The 16,168-nt window shown below is 71.3% G+C and carries 7 protein-coding genes and 1 tRNA gene; 1 reads left to right on the top strand and 7 read right to left on the bottom strand.

Annotated features, from left to right (window positions below):
- Positions 1–116 precede the first annotated feature (116 nt).
- The 5 genes from rimO to ACGFMP_RS17780 form a co-directional block, all read right to left on the bottom strand.
- On the bottom strand, positions 117–1,742 hold the full coding sequence (gene rimO, locus ACGFMP_RS17800; protein ID WP_393673356.1) for a 30S ribosomal protein S12 methylthiotransferase RimO: 1,626 nt from the start codon (positions 1,740–1,742) through the stop codon (positions 117–119).
- Between the two features lie 129 nt (positions 1,743–1,871).
- Positions 1,872–2,672, bottom strand: coding sequence for a helix-turn-helix domain-containing protein (locus ACGFMP_RS17795; protein WP_393673355.1), 801 nt, complete (start codon positions 2,670–2,672; stop codon positions 1,872–1,874).
- A gap of 193 nt (positions 2,673–2,865) precedes the next feature.
- A complete protein-coding gene (locus ACGFMP_RS17790; protein ID WP_393673353.1) occupies positions 2,866–5,574 on the bottom strand; it encodes a DNA translocase FtsK in 2,709 nt (902 codons plus the stop codon).
- Between the two features lie 154 nt (positions 5,575–5,728).
- Positions 5,729–6,415 (bottom strand): two-component system response regulator, encoded by a 687-nt coding sequence (locus ACGFMP_RS17785; RefSeq protein ID WP_393673763.1) that lies wholly within the window; start codon positions 6,413–6,415, stop codon positions 5,729–5,731.
- Positions 6,416–6,651: 236 nt separating this feature from the next.
- Positions 6,652–12,036: a HAMP domain-containing protein gene (locus ACGFMP_RS17780; protein WP_393673352.1), complete on the bottom strand. Its 5,385-nt coding sequence runs from the start codon at positions 12,034–12,036 to the stop codon at positions 6,652–6,654.
- A gap of 321 nt (positions 12,037–12,357) precedes the next feature.
- Here ACGFMP_RS17780 and ACGFMP_RS17775 point away from each other — a divergent pair, with 321 nt between their 5' ends.
- Complete coding sequence (locus ACGFMP_RS17775; protein ID WP_393673762.1) at positions 12,358–14,997, top strand: SpoIIE family protein phosphatase; 2,640 nt, start codon at positions 12,358–12,360, stop codon at positions 14,995–14,997.
- An 80-nt stretch (positions 14,998–15,077) separates the two neighbouring features.
- Here the strand turns inward: ACGFMP_RS17775 and ACGFMP_RS17770 are convergent.
- Together ACGFMP_RS17770 and ACGFMP_RS17765 are read right to left on the bottom strand one after the other, a co-directional pair.
- A tRNA-Thr gene (locus ACGFMP_RS17770) sits at positions 15,078–15,150 on the bottom strand.
- A gap of 92 nt (positions 15,151–15,242) precedes the next feature.
- A complete protein-coding gene (locus ACGFMP_RS17765) occupies positions 15,243–15,971 on the bottom strand; it encodes a DegT/DnrJ/EryC1/StrS family aminotransferase (protein ID WP_393673351.1) in 729 nt (242 codons plus the stop codon).
- Between the last annotated feature and the right edge of the window lie 197 nt (positions 15,972–16,168).

The raw sequence follows: 16,168 nt of genomic DNA, 5'->3' as shown, positions 1-16,168 counted from the left end.
GGAAGCGTCCGGCGATCCCGCGCCGGACGAGGCAGCAGCGGCAGCGGAGGAGGAAGAAGAGGAAGAGGAAGAGGATGAGGACGGCGAAGGGGATGCGGCCGGCGCGGGAGCTCCGCTCATCTGCCCACCACCGCCGGTCCCGCCATGGAGTCGGCGACCGGGGTGCCCGGGGCGCCGACGGTGGCCGCCCCGCCCAGCGGCTCGGCCACCAGGTCGACGCCCTGCGCGCCGGTCACCTTGGCCGCGACGAAAGTCCCGGGTTGCGGCTGCCAGGCCGGGTCGGCCGGCACCAGCACGACCTGGCCGTCCGTCTCCGGCGCCTGGTGGTCGGCCCGGCCGGTCACCTCACCGGTCTCCTCGTCCACGGCCTCGACCAGCACCCGCACGGTGTCCCCGAGGCGCTCCTCCGCACGCTGCGCGGTCAGCTCCTCGGCGAGCCGGGAGACCCTGGCCAGCCGGGCGGCGATCACGTCGTCGTCCAGCTTGCCGTCGTAGCCCGCAGCCTCGGTGCCGTCCTCGTCGGAGTAGCCGAAGACCCCGATCGCGTCCAGCCGGGCGGCGCTCAGGAAGCGCTCGAGTTCGGCCAGGTCGGCCTCGGTCTCGCCGGGGAAGCCCACGATGAAGTTGGACCGCACGCCCGCCTCCGGAGCCTTGGCGCGGATCGCGCCGAGCAGTTCGAGGAAGCGGTCGGTGTCGCCGAACCTGCGCATCGCCCGCAGCACGCCGGGGGCGGAGTGCTGGAAGGACAGGTCGAAGTAGGGCACCACGCCGGGGGTGGAGGTCAGCACGTCGATGAGCCCGGGCCGCATCTCGGCGGGCTGCAGGTAGCTGACCCGGATCCGTTCGATGCCGTCCACCGCGGCCAGCTCGGGCAGCAGCGTCTCCAGCAGCCGGATGTCGCCGAGGTCCTTGCCGTAGGAGGTGTTGTTCTCGCTGACCAGCATGACCTCTTTGACGCCCTGGGTGGCGAGCCAGCGGGTCTCGCCGAGGACGTCGGAGGGGCGGCGGGAGATGAAGGAGCCGCGGAAGGAGGGGATGGCGCAGAAGGTGCAGCGCCGGTCGCAGCCGGAGGCGAGCTTCACCGAGGCGACCGGGCCGGAGTCCAGCCGGCGCCGCAGCGGGGCGCGTGGTCCTGAGGCGGGTGCGACGCCCGCCGGCAGGTCGGCCAGGTCCACGGCCCTGCCGTCGTCCGCCGCGGAGGCGCCCTCCGCCGCAGGACCGCCCGCCGCGGAGCCGCCGTCCACCGCGGGGATACCCCCGTTCGGGGGACCCTCCTGCGAGTGACCCGGCAGTGCCACCGTTGACGCCTGCCGCTCCGCGGGGCTGATCGGCAGCAGCTTGCGCCGGTCGCGCGGGGTGTGCGGGGCGTGGACGCCGCCGGCCAGGATCGTCCGCAGCCGCTCGGAGATGTCGGTGTAGTCGTCGAAGCCGAGCACCCCGTCGGCCTCCGGCAGCGCGTCCGCCAGTTCCTTGCCGTACCGCTCGGCCATGCAGCCGACGGCGACGACGGCCTGGGTGCGGCCGTGGTCCTTGAGCTCGTTGGCCTCCAGGAGGGCGTCCACGGAGTCCTTCTTGGCCGCCTCGACGAAGCCGCAGGTGTTCACGACCGCCACGTCGGCGTCCGCTGCGTCCTCGACCAGCTGCCAGCCGTCCGCCGCCAGCCGGCCGGCGAGCTCTTCTGAGTCCACTTCGTTACGGGCGCATCCGAGCGTGACAAGGGCGACGGTACGGGGTTCGGGCATGCACTCAGACTACCCGCTGCCCTGTCGCGCCCCTCGCGGCTCGGCCACGCGCGGCCGGAACCCCCTCGGGTCCCGCCGCGCGCGCCCTCTGAGAAGACCTCGGCCGCGCGGGGCGCGGCTGTTGCGGTGCTAGCCCTGCGTCGGGTCCCCCGGCGTGTAGGTGAGCCGGACCACCTGGCCGTCGTCGCCGGCCGGGCCGAGGTCCTTGCCGTTGACGAACATCTGCACCGCGCCCGCATTGCCGACGACGAGCTTGATCTTCTTGTCGTCGGTGAAGGTCTGCGAGTCGCCCTTCTTGAGCGAGCCCTGGAAGAGCCGCTTGCCGTTGTGGTCGGTGGCCTGGACCCAGCTGACGCCGCCCTCGGCGCTGATCTTGACCGTGACCTTGCCGGGGGGAGCGGCCGCGATGGCGCTGCCCGTCGGGTCGGGGGTCGGCGGGTGCGGGCTGGGGGTCTGGGTGGTGGACGCCTTGGTGCTGCTCGGGGTGGGCGGCGCGGGGTCGGCCTTCGCGCCGTTCCCGTCGTCGCCGGTGAAGGCGGTGTAGCCGACGAAGCCGATGACCGCGACGATCGCCGCGACCATGGCCGCGGTCCAGTTGGGCCGGCGCGGCTCGGAGCGGATCTTCTCGGCCGAGTAGACCGGCGCGACCGGCGCGGGCACGACCTCCGTGCCGTGCTCGGACGCGTACTGCGCGACCAGCGGCTCGGGGTCGAGGCCGACCGCGCGGGCGAGTGTGCGGATGTGGCCGCGTGCGTAGACGTCGCCGCCGCAGCGCGAGAAGTCGTCCTGCTCGATCGACTGCACGATGGGGACGCGCACCCGGGTGCTGGTACTGACCTCGTCGATGGAGAGCCCGGCGGCGATGCGGGCCTGGGCGAGGGCATGACCGACCGAAGGCCGGTCTTCGGTGGGCGTGTTGCCGAGGGACACGAGGGCGCCTTTCGAGCGTGCAGCCGCCTGCTGGGAGTTCAGTCTAGGGGGGGTAGGAAACAGGGGGGCAAGCGGACGGCCGGTTTTTGTCCGCCATCAGGATGTCGCCTTCCCTGCCGAAGTTGACGTACGAACAGATCAAACGGTTGCCCGAAGAATCCGACCGCTTTTTCGGCCATCACCGCGTGTCGGGTCACGCACCGCCGCGGATCTCGGTCAGCACGCCGTCCAGCTCGTCCGCCTTCACCATCACGTCGCGCGCCTTCGAACCCTCGCTGGGGCCGACGATGCCGCGCGACTCCATCAGGTCCATCAGCCTGCCCGCCTTGGCGAATCCCACACGCAGCTTGCGCTGGAGCATCGACGTGGAGCCGAACTGGGTGGAGACCACCAGCTCGGCGGCCTGGCACAGCAGGTCGAGGTCGTCGCCGATCTCCTCGTCGATCTCCTTCTTGGGACCGCTGCCGACGGTGACGTCACTGCGGTACGACGGGGTGAGCTGCGCCTTGCAGTGGTCGACGACCTTGGCGACCTCGTCCTCCGTGACATAGGCGCCCTGCATCCGGATCGGCTTGTTCGCGCCCATCGGCAGGAAGAGACCGTCGCCTTTCCCGATCAGCTTCTCGGCGCCCGGCTGGTCCAGGATCACCCGGCTGTCGGCGAGCGAGGAGGTCGCGAAGGCCAGCCGGGACGGCACGTTGGCCTTGATCAGGCCGGTCACCACGTCGACGCTCGGCCGCTGCGTGGCCAGCACCAGGTGGATTCCGGCGGCCCTGGCCAGCTGCGTGATCCGGACGATGGAGTCCTCGACGTCGCGCGGCGCGACCATCATCAGGTCGGCCAGCTCGTCGACGATCACCAGCAGGTACGGGTACGGCGTCAGCTCGCGCTCGCTGCCCTCGGGCGTCTTGGCCTTGCCGGAACGCACCGCCGCGTTGAAGTCGTCGATGTGCCGGAAGCCGTACGCGGCCAGGTCGTCGTAGCGCAGGTCCATCTCGCGCACCACCCACTGGAGGGCCTCGGCGGCCCGCTTGGGGTTGGTGATGATCGGGGTGATCAGGTGCGGGATGCCCTCGTAGGCGGTCAGCTCGACCCGCTTGGGGTCGACCAGGACCATCCGCACCTCGTCGGGAGTCGCGCGGGCCATGATCGAGGTGATCAAACAGTTGATGCAGGACGACTTGCCGGAGCCGGTGGCGCCCGCGACCAGGACGTGCGGCATCTTGGCGAGGTTGGCCATCACGTAGCCGCCCTCGACGTCCTTGCCGAGTGCCACCGTCATCGGGTGGTCCTCGCCCGCGGCCTCCGCGGAGCGCAGCACGTCGCCGAGGTTGACCATCTCCCGGTCGCTGTTGGGGATCTCGATGCCGACCGCGGACTTGCCGGGGATCGGGCTGATGATCCGCACGTCCGGGCTGGCGACGGAGTAGGCGATGTTCTTGGCGAGCGCGGTGATCCGCTCCACCTTGACGGCCGCGCCGAGCTCCACCTCGTAGCGGGTGACGGTCGGGCCGCGGGTGAAGCCGGTGACGACCGCGTCGACCTTGAACTCCTTGAAGACCTGGCTCAGCGAGGCGACGACCGCGTCGTTGGCGGCGCTGCGCGTGCGGCCGGGGCCGCCGCGCTCCAGCAGGTCGAGCGAGGGCAGCCCGTAGGTGATGTCGCCGGACAGCTGGAGCTGCTCCGCGCGCGGCGGCAGCGGGTCGCCAGGGTCCGCGCTGTGCTTGGTGAGGTCGGGGACACCGCCGGTGTCCTCCTCCCCGCGGGCGGCGGGCACCGGCTTCCTGACACCGGTGGTCAGGTCGGCGACCAGCGGCGACGGATGCAGCCCGTGCAGGACGGCGCCGTCCAGCGCCGCCGCGGCCGCGGCCGCCACGTCCACCGCGTCCGAGCCCGCGGCCTGCGCGGTCCCGGGCAACGCCTCGGGCCGCCGGCGGGGCCTGCGCCGCGGCTTGGGCTCGTCCGCGTCCTGCGCCCCCTCCGCACCGAGGTCGCTGTCGACGTCGTACGGCTCGTCCTGGGCCTTGCCGAACCTCCGCGGCAGCCGGCGCACCGGGGAGTCGTCCTCGTCGTCCAGGGTGCCCGGCATGCCCTGCGGCTCGTCGGCGTCGAAGAACTCCTCCAGCGACACCGCGTCGAGGTCCGGCGGCGCGGCGTACAGGCCGAGCCTGGCTCCGGCGGCCCGCAGCCGCTGCGGGACGGCGGCGACCGGCGTGGCGGTGACCACGAGCAGCCCGAAGACGGTGATGAGCAGCAGCAGCGCCGCGGCGAGGACGGCGCCGACGGTGTAGAGCAGCGGGGAGGCGGCGGCCCAGCCGATCAAACCGCCGGCGTCCCGCAGCGCGGTCGCCCCGTCGCTTCGGGTCGGCGAGCCGCAGGCCACGTGGATCAGGCCCAGTATGCCGATGACCAGCGCGGACAGGCCGATCACGATCCGGCCGTTGGCCTCCGGCTGCTCGGGGTGCCGCATCAGGCGGACGGCGACCGCGCCGAGCAGCAGCGGCACCAGCAGGTCGAGCCGTCCGAAGGCGCCGGTGACCAGCATCTCCACCAGGTCGCCGACCGGGCCGTGCAGGTCGGACCAGGTGCCCGCCGCGACCACCAGGGTCAGCCCGAGCAGCAGCAGGCCGAGGCCGTCCTTGCGGTGCGCGGGGTCCAGGCCGCGGGCGCCGCGTCCTATGCCGCGGAAGACGGCCCCCACGGTGTGCGCGAGCCCGAGCCAGATCGCCCGCAGCATCCGGTAGACGCCGCTGGTCGGTGAGGGAGCCGGTTTCGGCGCGGGTTTGGGCGCCGCTGCCGCCTTCTTGGCGGGCGGTCGGGCGGCGGCCTTCTTTGCCGCGGGCTTCTTGGCCGCAGGCTTCGCCGGGGCTTTCTTGGCGGTGCCGGACGTACGTGGGGCCATGGTGCCGAGGTTACCGCCCTTGTGATCGGGGAACACGCGTGCTTGCGGATACGCCCGTTCGTGTCGGGCAGACACCACCACGGCATTGACGTGGCGTCAACCGGCGTTGCCCCGCAGGTCACGAGCCGGGCCGTTGCGCGCCCCCGCGGCGGCTCTACTCCCCGGTGGCCTGCCGCACGATACCCCCGCTGCTGCCGGGCTCCAGCGCGTCCAGCGCCCTGCGCAGTCCGGTGAGTTTGCGCTCCAGGTGTGCCGCGGTCGCCACGGCTGCCGCGTCAGCGGACTCGCCGAGCTGCTTGCTCAGCGCCTCGGCCTGCTCCTCGACGGCCGCCAGCCGGGCGGACAGCTCGGCCAGCAGGCCCGCGGGCTCCTTGGAGCCGTTGGCCTCGGCGCCGGACGGCAGGCCCTGCTCCAGCTGGAGCCGCAGCAGTCCTGCCTGCTCCCGCAGCTGGCAGTTCTTCATGTAGAGGTCGACGAAGACCGACACCTTGGCCCGCAGCACCCACGGGTCGAAGGGCTTGGAGATGTAGTCGACCGCACCCGCCGCGTAACCCCTGAAGGTGTGGTGCGGGCCGTGGTTGATCGCGGTGAGGAAGATGATCGGGATGTCCCGGGTCCGCTCCCGCCGCTTGATGTGCGCCGCGGTCTCGAACCCGTCCATGCCCGGCATCTGGACATCCAGCAGGATCACCGCGAAATCGTCGGTGAGCAGCGCTTTGAGCGCTTCCTCCCCGGACGATGCCCTGACCAGAGTCTGATCGAGCGCCGAGAGGATCGCCTCCAGCGCCAACAGGTTCTCCGGCCGGTCATCGACCAGGAGGATCTTGGCCTTCTGCACCATGGCCCGCCCTCCTCGCCCCGGCATCACGCCGGTCGCCGCCCCCGGGGACGACTCCGTCACGCCGCCCGTCCTTGTGCCGGTCATGGTAGCCGCACCCCGCCGTTCGCCACACCCTGTCACCACCACGTCACTCACCACATACCGAAAACGCAGGCGGAGACGAGAAGGTTCCCTGATCTTCTCGCTCTCACACCCCGTCAGACATGCCAGTTGGAAAAAATTCAACTTTTTCTTCGTCAGCGGGAGTGCATCCACTCTTCCATCAGCGTCAGCAGGTGGTCGGTGTCCACCGGTTTGGCGACATAGTCAGACGCTCCGGACTCGATGCTCTTCTCCCGGTCGCCCTTCATCGCCTTGGCGGTCAGGGCGATGATCGGCAGCCCGGCGAACTGCGGCATCTTGCGGATCGCCGTCGTCGTCGCGTAGCCGTCCATCTCCGGCATCATGATGTCCATCAGCACGATCGCGACGTCGTCGTACTGCTCGAGCACCTCGATACCCTCCCGGCCGTTCTCGGCGTACAGCACGGTCAGGCCGTGCTGCTCCAGGACGCTGGTGAGGGCGAAGACGTTGCGGATGTCGTCGTCGACGATCAGCACCTTCTCGCCGCTGAAACCACCGGAGAAGCCGGATTCCGCGGCCTGCTGGCTCTGCTCGGGCCACGAGTGGTGGGCCGAGCCGTTCTGCCCGTGCCCTGCCGGCAGCGGGGCCGGCTGGGCGGAGCGGCGGCGGAGCCTGGCCAGGCTGCTGCCGGGGCTGCGGGTACGCGCGGCCGCCGGGGCGTCCTGGTCGTTCGCACCGGCCGGCAGCTGCGCAGGTGCCTGCGGGGTCTCGCCGAGGCTCAGCGGCAGGTACAGGGTGAAGGTCGAACCGCGGCCCGGCTGGCTGTCGGCGTGGATCTCACCGCCGAGCAGGCGGGCGATCTCCCGGCTGATCGACAGGCCCAGGCCCGTGCCGCCGTACTTGCGGCTGGTGGTGCCGTCGGCCTGCTTGAACGCCTCGAAGATCACCCGCATCTTGCCTGCCGCGATCCCGATGCCCGTATCGGTCACCGAGAACGCGATCAGCGGCTGGTCGGGCTCGCGCAGCGTGCCGGCCTCCAGCAACTGCTCGCGGATCGACTGCGGCACCTCGCTGCCGGCCGGCCGGATCACCAGCTCCACCGAGCCGCTGTCGGTGAACTTCACCGCGTTGGACAGCAGGTTGCGCAGCACCTGCAGCAGCCGCTGCTCGTCGGTGTGCAGGGTGACAGGCAACTCGGGCGAGACCCGCACCGAGAAGTCCAGGCCCTTCTCCGCGGTCAGCGGCCGGAAGGTGGCCTCGACGTAGTCGACCAGCTGCACCAGCGCGATACGCGTCGGCGAGACGTCCATCTTGCCCGCCTCGACCTTCGACAGGTCCAGGATGTCGTTGATCAGCTGGAGCAGGTCCGAACCGGCGCCGTGGATGGTCTCGGCGAACTCGACCTGCTTGGGCGACAGGTTGCCGTCGGCGTTGTCGGCCAGCAGCTTGGCCAGGATCAGCAGCGAGTTGAGCGGGGTGCGCAGCTCGTGCGACATGTTGGCGAGGAATTCCGACTTGTAGCGCATCGAGACGGCGAGCTGTTCCGCGCGCTCCTCCAGGACCTGCCTGGCCTCCTCGATCTCGGTGTTCTTGACCTCGATGTCGCGGTTCTGCCGGGCCAGCAGCTCGGCCTTCTCCTCCAGCTCCGCGTTGGACAGCTGGAGGGCGCGCTGCCGGTTCTCCAGCTCGGCAGACCGTTCCTGCAGCTGCTCGGTCAGCTCCTGCGACTGCTTGAGCAGGCCCTCGGTCTTGGTGTTGACGCTGATGGTGTTGACGCTGATCGCGATGATGTCGGTGATCTGGTTGAGGAAGTCCTTCTGGATCTGGGTGAACGGCTGGAAGGCCGCCAGCTCGATGACGCCCAGCACCCGGCCCTCGAACAGCACCGGCAGCACGATCACATGCGACGGCGGGGAGTCGCCCAGACCCGATGTGATCTTCAGATAGCCCGGCGGGACATGCTCGATGAGGATCGACCGCTTCTCCACCGCCGCCTGCCCGATCAGCCCCTCGCCCGGCAGGAAGAGCGTCGACATGGTGCGCCGGGAGAAGCCGTAGCTGCCGCGCAGCCGCAGCTCGTACTCCTCGCCGACCTCGGTGGTGTCCTCGGCGAGGAAGAAGGCGCCGTGCTGCGCGGAGACCACGGGGGTCAGTTCGCTCATGATCAGCGCGGCCACGTCTCCGAGGTCCCTGCGGCCCTGCATGAGACCGGAGATACGCGCCAGGTTGCCCTTGAGCCAGTCCTGCTCCTTGTTGGCGAGCGTGGTCTCCCGGAGCCGGACGATCATGGTGTTGATGTAGTCCTGGAGCTCCAGGATCTCGCCGGCGGCGTCCACGTCGATCCGCAGGTTGAGGTCGCCGCGGGTCACCGCGGTGGCGACCTGGGCGATGTTGCGGACCTGGCTGGTCAGGTTGTTGGCCATCAGGTTGACGGACTCGGTCAGGTCCTTCCAGATGCCGGAGACGTCCGGCACCCGCGCCTGGCCGCCGAGCCTGCCCTCCGTGCCCACCTCGCGCGCCACCCGGGTGACCTCGTCACCGAAGGCCGACAGCTGCCCCACCATGGTGTTGATGGTGGTCTTGAGCTCCAGGATCTCGCCGCGCGCGTCCACGTCGATCTTCTTGGACAGGTCGCCGCGGGCCACCGCGGTGGTCACCTGGGCGATCTGCCGCACCTGGCCCGTCAGGTTGGACGCCATGCCGTTGACGGACTCGGTGAGGTCCTTCCAGGTGCCGCTGACGCCCGGCACCCTGGCCTGGCCGCCGAGGATGCCCTCGGTGCCCACCTCGCGGGCCACCCGGGTGACCTCGTCACCGAAGGCGGAGAGCGTGTCCACCATCGTGTTGATGGTCTCGGCGAGCTGGGCGACCTCGCCGCGCGCGTCGACGTTGATCTTCTTGGTCAGGTCGCCGTTGGCGACGGCCGTGGCCACCGAGGAGATCGACCGCACCTGGCTGGTCAGGTTGCTCGCCATCAGGTTGACGTTGTCGGTCAGGTCCTTCCAGATGCCCGACGCGTCACGGACCCGCGCCTGGCCGCCGAGCTGGCCCTCGGTACCCACCTCGCGGGCCACCCGGGTCACCTCGTCACCGAACGCGGACAGCGTGTCCACCATCGTGTTCACCGTGGTGACCAGTGCCAGGATCTCGCCCTTGGCGTCGACGGTGATCTTCCGTGACAGGTCGCCCTGGGCGACCGCGCTGGTCACGTCGGCGATGTTGCGGACCTGGCTGGTCAGGTTGTTGGCCATGAAGTTGACGGACTGGGTGAGGTCCTTCCAGGTGCCGCTGACACCCTTGACCTCCGCCTGCCCGCCGAGGATGCCCTCGGTGCCCACCTCGCGCGCGACCCTGGTCACCTGCTCGGCGAACGAGGAGAGCTGGTCCACCATCGTGTTGAGGGTGTTCTTCAGCTCCAGGATCTCGCCGCGCGCGTCCACGTCGATCTTCTGCGACAGGTCGCCGCGGGCCACCGCGGTGGCGACCTGCGCGATGTTGCGGACCTGGCCGGTCAGGTTGCCGGCCATGAAGTTCACCGAGTCGGTGAGGTCCCGCCACACACCGGCGACGCCCGGCACCTGCGCCTGACCGCCGAGCCGCCCCTCGGTGCCCACCTCGCGGGCCACCCGGGTCACCTGCTCGGCGAACGAGGACAGCTGGTCCACCATCGTGTTGATGGTGTTCTTCAGCTCCAGGATCTCGCCGCGCGCGTCCACGTCGATCTTCTGCGACAGGTCGCCGCGGGCCACCGCGGTGGTCACCTGGGCGATCTGCCGCACCTGCGAGGTCAGGTTGCCCGCCATGAAGTTGACGGAGTCGGTGAGGTCCTTCCAGGTGCCGCTGACGCCGTCCACCCGCGCCTGGCCGCCGAGCCTGCCCTCCGTGCCAACGTCGGTGGCCATCCGGGTCACCTGGGCGGCGAAGGAGCCGAGCTGGTCGACCATCCGGTTCACGGTGTTCTTCAGCTCCAGCATCTCGCCGGAGACGTCGACCGTGACCTTCTGCGACAGGTCCCCGTTGGCGACCGCCGTGGTGACCTGCGCGATGTTGCGGACCTGGCCGGTCAGGTTGCGGAAGGCGGTGTTCACCGAGTCGGTGAGGTCCTTCCAGGTGCCCGCCGCGCCCGGCACCTGGGACTGGCCGCCGAGGATGCCCTCCACGCCGACCTCGCGGGCCACCCGCGTCACCTCGGCGCCGAAGGCGGACAGCTGGTCGACCATCGTGTTGACGGTGTTCTTCAGCTCCAGCATCTCGCCGGAGACGTCCACGGTGACCTTCTGCGACAGGTCGCCGCCCGCGACCGCCGTCGTCACCTGCGCGATGTCGCGCACCTGCGCCGTGAGGTTGCGGAAGGCGGTGTTCACCGAGTCGGTGAGGTCCTTCCACGTGCCGGCCGCGCCCGGCACCTGCGCCTGACCGCCCAGCTGGCCCTCGGCCCCGATCTCACCCGCGACCCGGGTCACCTCGTCGGCGAACGTCCGCAGCGTCTCGGTCATCGCGTTGATCGTCTCGGCGAGCTGAGCGACCTCGCCGCGCGCGCCGATGGTGATCTTCTGCGTCAGGTCGCCGTTCGCGACCGCCGTCGTCACCTGGGCGATGTCCCGCACCTGGGCCGTCAGGTTGCCGGCCATCAGGTTCACCGAGTCGGTGAGGTCCTTCCACACCCCGGCGACGCCCGGCACCTGCGCCTGGCCGCCGAGTTCGCCCTCGGTACCGACCTCCCGGGCGACCCGGGTGACCTCGGAGGAGAAGGAGGAGAGCTGGTCCACCATCGTGTTGACGGTGTTCTTCAGCTCCAGCATCTCGCCCGCGACATGCACGGTGACCTTGCGTGACAGGTCGCCCTTGAGCACCGCGGTCGTCACCAGGGCGATGTCGCGGACCTGCGCGGTCAGCCGGTACGCCATGGTGTTGACGGAGTCCGTGAGGTCCTTCCAGGACCCCGCCATGCCGCGGACCTTCGCCTGGCCGCCGAGCTTGCCCTCGGTGCCGACCTCGCTCGCCACCCGGGTCACCTCGTCGGTGAACGCCGACAGCTGGTCGACCAGGCCGTTGACCGTACGGCCGACCTTGAGGAATTCGCCGCGCAACGGGTGCGCGGAGCCGTCCGGATTCTGCGCGCGCAAGTCCATCCGCTGCTCGAGGTCGCCCTCGGCCACCGCCGACAGCACCCTGCCGACCTCGGAGACCGGCCGCACCAGGTCGTCCACCAGCGCGTTCGACGCCTCGATCGCGGCCGCCCAGGCGCCCTCGCAGGCCCCGGTCTCCAGCCGCTCGGTGAGCTTGCCCTCCCGGCCGACGACCCGGCGCACGCGCGCCAGCTCGCCCGTGAGGTGCTGATTGCGGTCGGCGACCTCGTTGAAGACGGCGGCGACCTCCGCCATCACCCCGTCTCCGGTCACCGTCAGGCGGCGGCGGAAGTTGCCGTCCCGCATCGCGGCGAGCGCGGCGAGCAGCTTGGTGAGCGCGGCAGAATCGACCTCTACGGTCCCGCCGGCCCGGGAACGCCCGTTCTTCGTACGCGTGACTGCGCCCCGCGCCGATGCGCCAGACTCCACCGTGTCCCTCCTGGAGGGTCGATCGACCTGCATGTACCCGAGTTAGGCGACTCCAGTGTTCCACCTCCGCGTACCGGCCCGGCAACATCCCGCGTAACCCGTACACGGCGGGGTCGTTGGCGCTAGACCCGTGATCGGGTGCGTACACGTACCGCATCCGGCACGGGACGTTCCGGTTTGACAGCCGCACGGGACGGCCGGGTCGCAACGCACTAGCCTTGCCTGATGGCAGTACGAAGCACGGTGCACGGGCGGGCGACCGACCGTGGCGCGACCCGGCACCGGCTGCGGGACACCACAGAATCCGTCAAGAGGAGATCCGTGATCACGGCTCGGGCATCGGCCAGCTTCGAACCGGTGGGGCGGTCGGTCGCCGTGGCCAGGGCCTTCGTACGGGACACCCTGCACGGCTGGGGCTTCGCCGACGTCGTGGACGACGCGGTGGTGCTGACCAGCGAACTGGTGACCAACGCGGTGGTGCACGCGGGCACCGCGGCCGACGTGCGCTGCCTGCGCTACGAGACGGCCGTACGCGTCGAGGTCGCGGACCACTACCCCGAGCGCGAGGTGCCGCTGCAGGGCCGCGGCAGGCCGCACCGCGACCCCGACCACGAAGGCGGCCGCGGCCTGCTGCTGTGCGCCGCGCTCGCCAGCCGCTGGGGCGTCGAGTACACCGCGGCGGGCAAGCACGTGTGGTTCCAGCTCGACCTGCCCGAGCGCCCCGCCGGCACCCGCTCGGCAGGACCGCTGCTGGCCACCGCCGAGCTGCCCGTCGCCGACGAGCGGGTCAGGGTCGCGGTCGTCCAGGTCGACAGCCGCGGCGCCATCACCCGATGGAACGACGACGCGGCCGACCTCTTCGGCCACCCCGCGGCCGACGTGCTCGGCAAATCCCTCGCCGACCTCACCGCCTGGCCGCAGACCCCCGGCACCGGCATCGGCCTGGCCGAGGCACTCCGGCTGTCCCGCTGGGAGGGCACCTACGGGCTGCGCAACAGCGACGGCCGGGTCCTGCCCGTCTACGGCTCCCACCTGCGGGTCCGCGACAGCTCGGGCGAGCCCTCCACCGTCTGCCTGCTGGTGCGCGTCGAGGAGCGCGCCGTCCTGCAGACCCCGGCCCGCGGCAACGCGCCCTCCGACACCGGCCTCGTCCAGCGCGGCAAGAACGTCGACGCCTTCGAGGTCTTCATCGGCTCGCCCGCGCCCGACGACCTCGACAGCCTGCTCCAGCGCACCGTGGAACGCGCCCGCGACATGCTCGACGGCGACGCCGCCTACCTGCTGCTGGCCACCGACGACGAGACCGAGCTCGAAGTCCGCGCCTCCACAGGCCTGCCGTCGGCCCGCCAGCGCTTCGCCCGCGTGCCCGTCGAGGCCGGCACCGGACGGTACGGCAGCGCCCGCATGCCCGCCGTGCACGAGGACCTGACCGCCGTCCCCGGCGCGGTCCCGCTGCTGTCGGGCACCGGCATGCGCTCGGTCGTCACCGTGCCGCTCAAGGTCGAGGGCCGCCTCACCGGCTCCCTCGGGGTCGCCGCCGAGGCACCGGGCCGCTACTCCAACCAGGAGGCGCTACGGCTCCAGTTCGCCGCCGACCGGATCGCGCTGGCCGTGGAGAGCGCCCGGCTCACCGAACTGGAAAGGCTCCGCCGCGGCTCGCTGTCCTTCCTCGTCGAGGCCTCGGACCTGCTGGCCGGCACCCTCGAACGCGACCAGACACTGGCGCTGATGGCCCAGATGACCGTGCCCACGCTGGCCAGTTGGTGCGCCGTCTACACGATCGCCGAGCAGTCGGAGCCCGAACTCGCCTTCGTCCTGCACGAGGACGAGGACCGCATCGACGGCATCAAGGCACTGCTGTCCCAGGTCCGCGCCCCTGAGCCCGACCCGACTCCCGGAGCCCGCGCCTGGACCGCGCCGTCCGACGCGGCCCACTCCAGCGCCCTGCGGGCCTCCCTGCGCAGCCTCGGCGTCGGCCCCAGCGGCTCGGGGACGATCGCAGGGCGCCAGCCCAGCACGCCCGGCGTGGCCCTCGCCACCGCGGCCGCCGTGGGCGGCGAGACGGTCGTCCTGCCGCTGGTCGCGCGCAACCGCGTCATCGGCATGCTCACCCTCGGCAAGCCGTCCGACGAGCGCTTCCGCCAGGAGATCCTGGAACTGGCCGAGGACCTGTCCCGCCGCGCGGCCCTCGCCCTGGACAACGCCCGCCTCTACAGCGAGCGCACCGCGATCAGCCAGGCCCTCCAGCGCAGCCTGCTCCCGCCGGAGCTGCCACGCGTCCCCGGCGTCGAGGTCGAGGTCGTCTACCGCGCCGCAGGTGAAGGCAACGAGGTCGGCGGCGACTTCTACGACCTCTTCCCGATCCGCGACGGCTGCTGGGGCTTCGCCATCGGCGACGTCTGCGGTACGGGCCCCGAGGCCGCCGCCGTGACCGGCCTCGCCCGGCACGCCCTGCGGCTGCTGGCCCGCGAGGGCTTCGGCGGCCCCGCGGTCCTCGAGCGGCTCAACGCAGCCATCCTCGACGAGGGCGCCCGCAGCCGCTTCCTGACCCTGCTCTACGGCGAGTTGTGGCCGCAGCACGACGGCAGCGCGGTGCTGCGGATGGTCTGCGCAGGCCATCCGCTGCCGCTGCGGCTGCGCCCTGACGGCACCGTGGAGCCCGCCGCGGACCCGCAGCCGCTGCTGGGCGTGATGGACGACCTGGAACTCGTCGAGCAGTCCGTCACCCTCGACCCCGGCGACGTCCTGCTGTGTGTCACCGACGGCGTCACCGAGCGCCGGGAGGGCAGCAGGATGCTCGGCGACGACGGCCTCGCGGACGTCCTTGCCACCTGTACGGGCCTGACGGCCGGCGCGGTCGCTGCCCGCATCCAGCGCGCGGTCGAACGCTTCGCCTCCGACGCCCCGTCCGACGACATGGCCATCCTCGCGATGCGGGTCCCGGCACTCCCCGAGAGCTGACCCCGCCGCCAGCCCCGTGCACATCGGACCCGCACACGCGGAAAGGCCCCCCGCCGAGGCGGGGGGCCTTTCCTTGTCAGAGCCCCAATACGGAATCGAACCGTAGACCTTCTCCTTACCATGGAGACGCTCTACCGACTGAGCTATTGGGGCGCGTCGACAGGAAGATCGTAGCCCATGAACGGACGTGCGGGAAACTCGGCCGGATGCCGCTCAGCGGGACCGCGAGGCGTCGGTCCCGCGGCTCAGATCAGGCCGCCGAGCCCGTTGCAGGTGTCCGCCATGTGCGTCAACTCCCGCTGGGTGATGCCCGGGTGCACCGGCAGCGAAAGGGTGTCCGCGGCCACCAGCTCGGTCTGCGGCAGCACGGCCCCCGAGCGGTGCGCCGGCATCCGGTGCACCGGTACGGGCACGCTCACCGCCGCCCGCACACCGCGGGCGGCGAGGGCCGCGGCGAAGGCGTCCCTGTCGGGCCGTCCGTTGCCCGGTATCCGCACGGTGTAGCGGTGGTAGAGGTGGTGTGCCCCCGGCTCGGTGTACGGCACGACGACGCCCTTCAACGCCGAGTCGAGGAAGCGCGCGTGGGCACGGCGCCTGGCGACGGCTCCCGCGTCCTCCGTCCGGCCGCCCTCGGCCCCTTCTTCCACCACGGCCAGCGCGCAGCGCTCGGCCAGTTCGTTGAAGCGCGCCATGGGCGCCGGGTGCCCGAACACGTGCACCGGCACTATGGCCGCCGTGCGTGAGGTGACGCCGGCCGCGACGGCGTCCGGGTCGAGGCAGAAGGTCCGCGGGTCGATGTCCGCGAAGACCGGTACGGCCCCCGCCAGTCGTACCGCGTCGGCGGGCGCACACGGCCCGAACGACGGCACGATGACCTCGTCGCCGACCCCTATGCCCAGCTTCACCAGCGCGTCGCGCAGGGCGGACGCCGTCGTGTCCGAAGCGATCCTGTGCCGCCGTCCGGCAGTCGTCATCTGCTGCACGTCTCCACACCTCCGCCTGTCGGGGCGCCCAGAGTCTCTGTACGACGTGAACACCGGGTAACGGGCAGCAAAAAAGCCCCGGCCCCCGAGACAAAGCTCGGGGGCCGGGGCCTTCTTCAATAATTGTTCGGCGGTGTCCTACTCTCCCACAGGGTCCCCCCTGCAGTACCATCGGCGCTGAAAGGCTT

This window comes from Streptomyces sp. NPDC049040 (assembly GCF_043197715.1).
Taxonomy (GTDB): domain Bacteria; phylum Actinomycetota; class Actinomycetes; order Streptomycetales; family Streptomycetaceae; genus Actinacidiphila.
The sequence above is the reverse complement of the archived record's forward strand: the minus strand, read 5'-3'. Positions and strand labels throughout refer to the sequence as shown.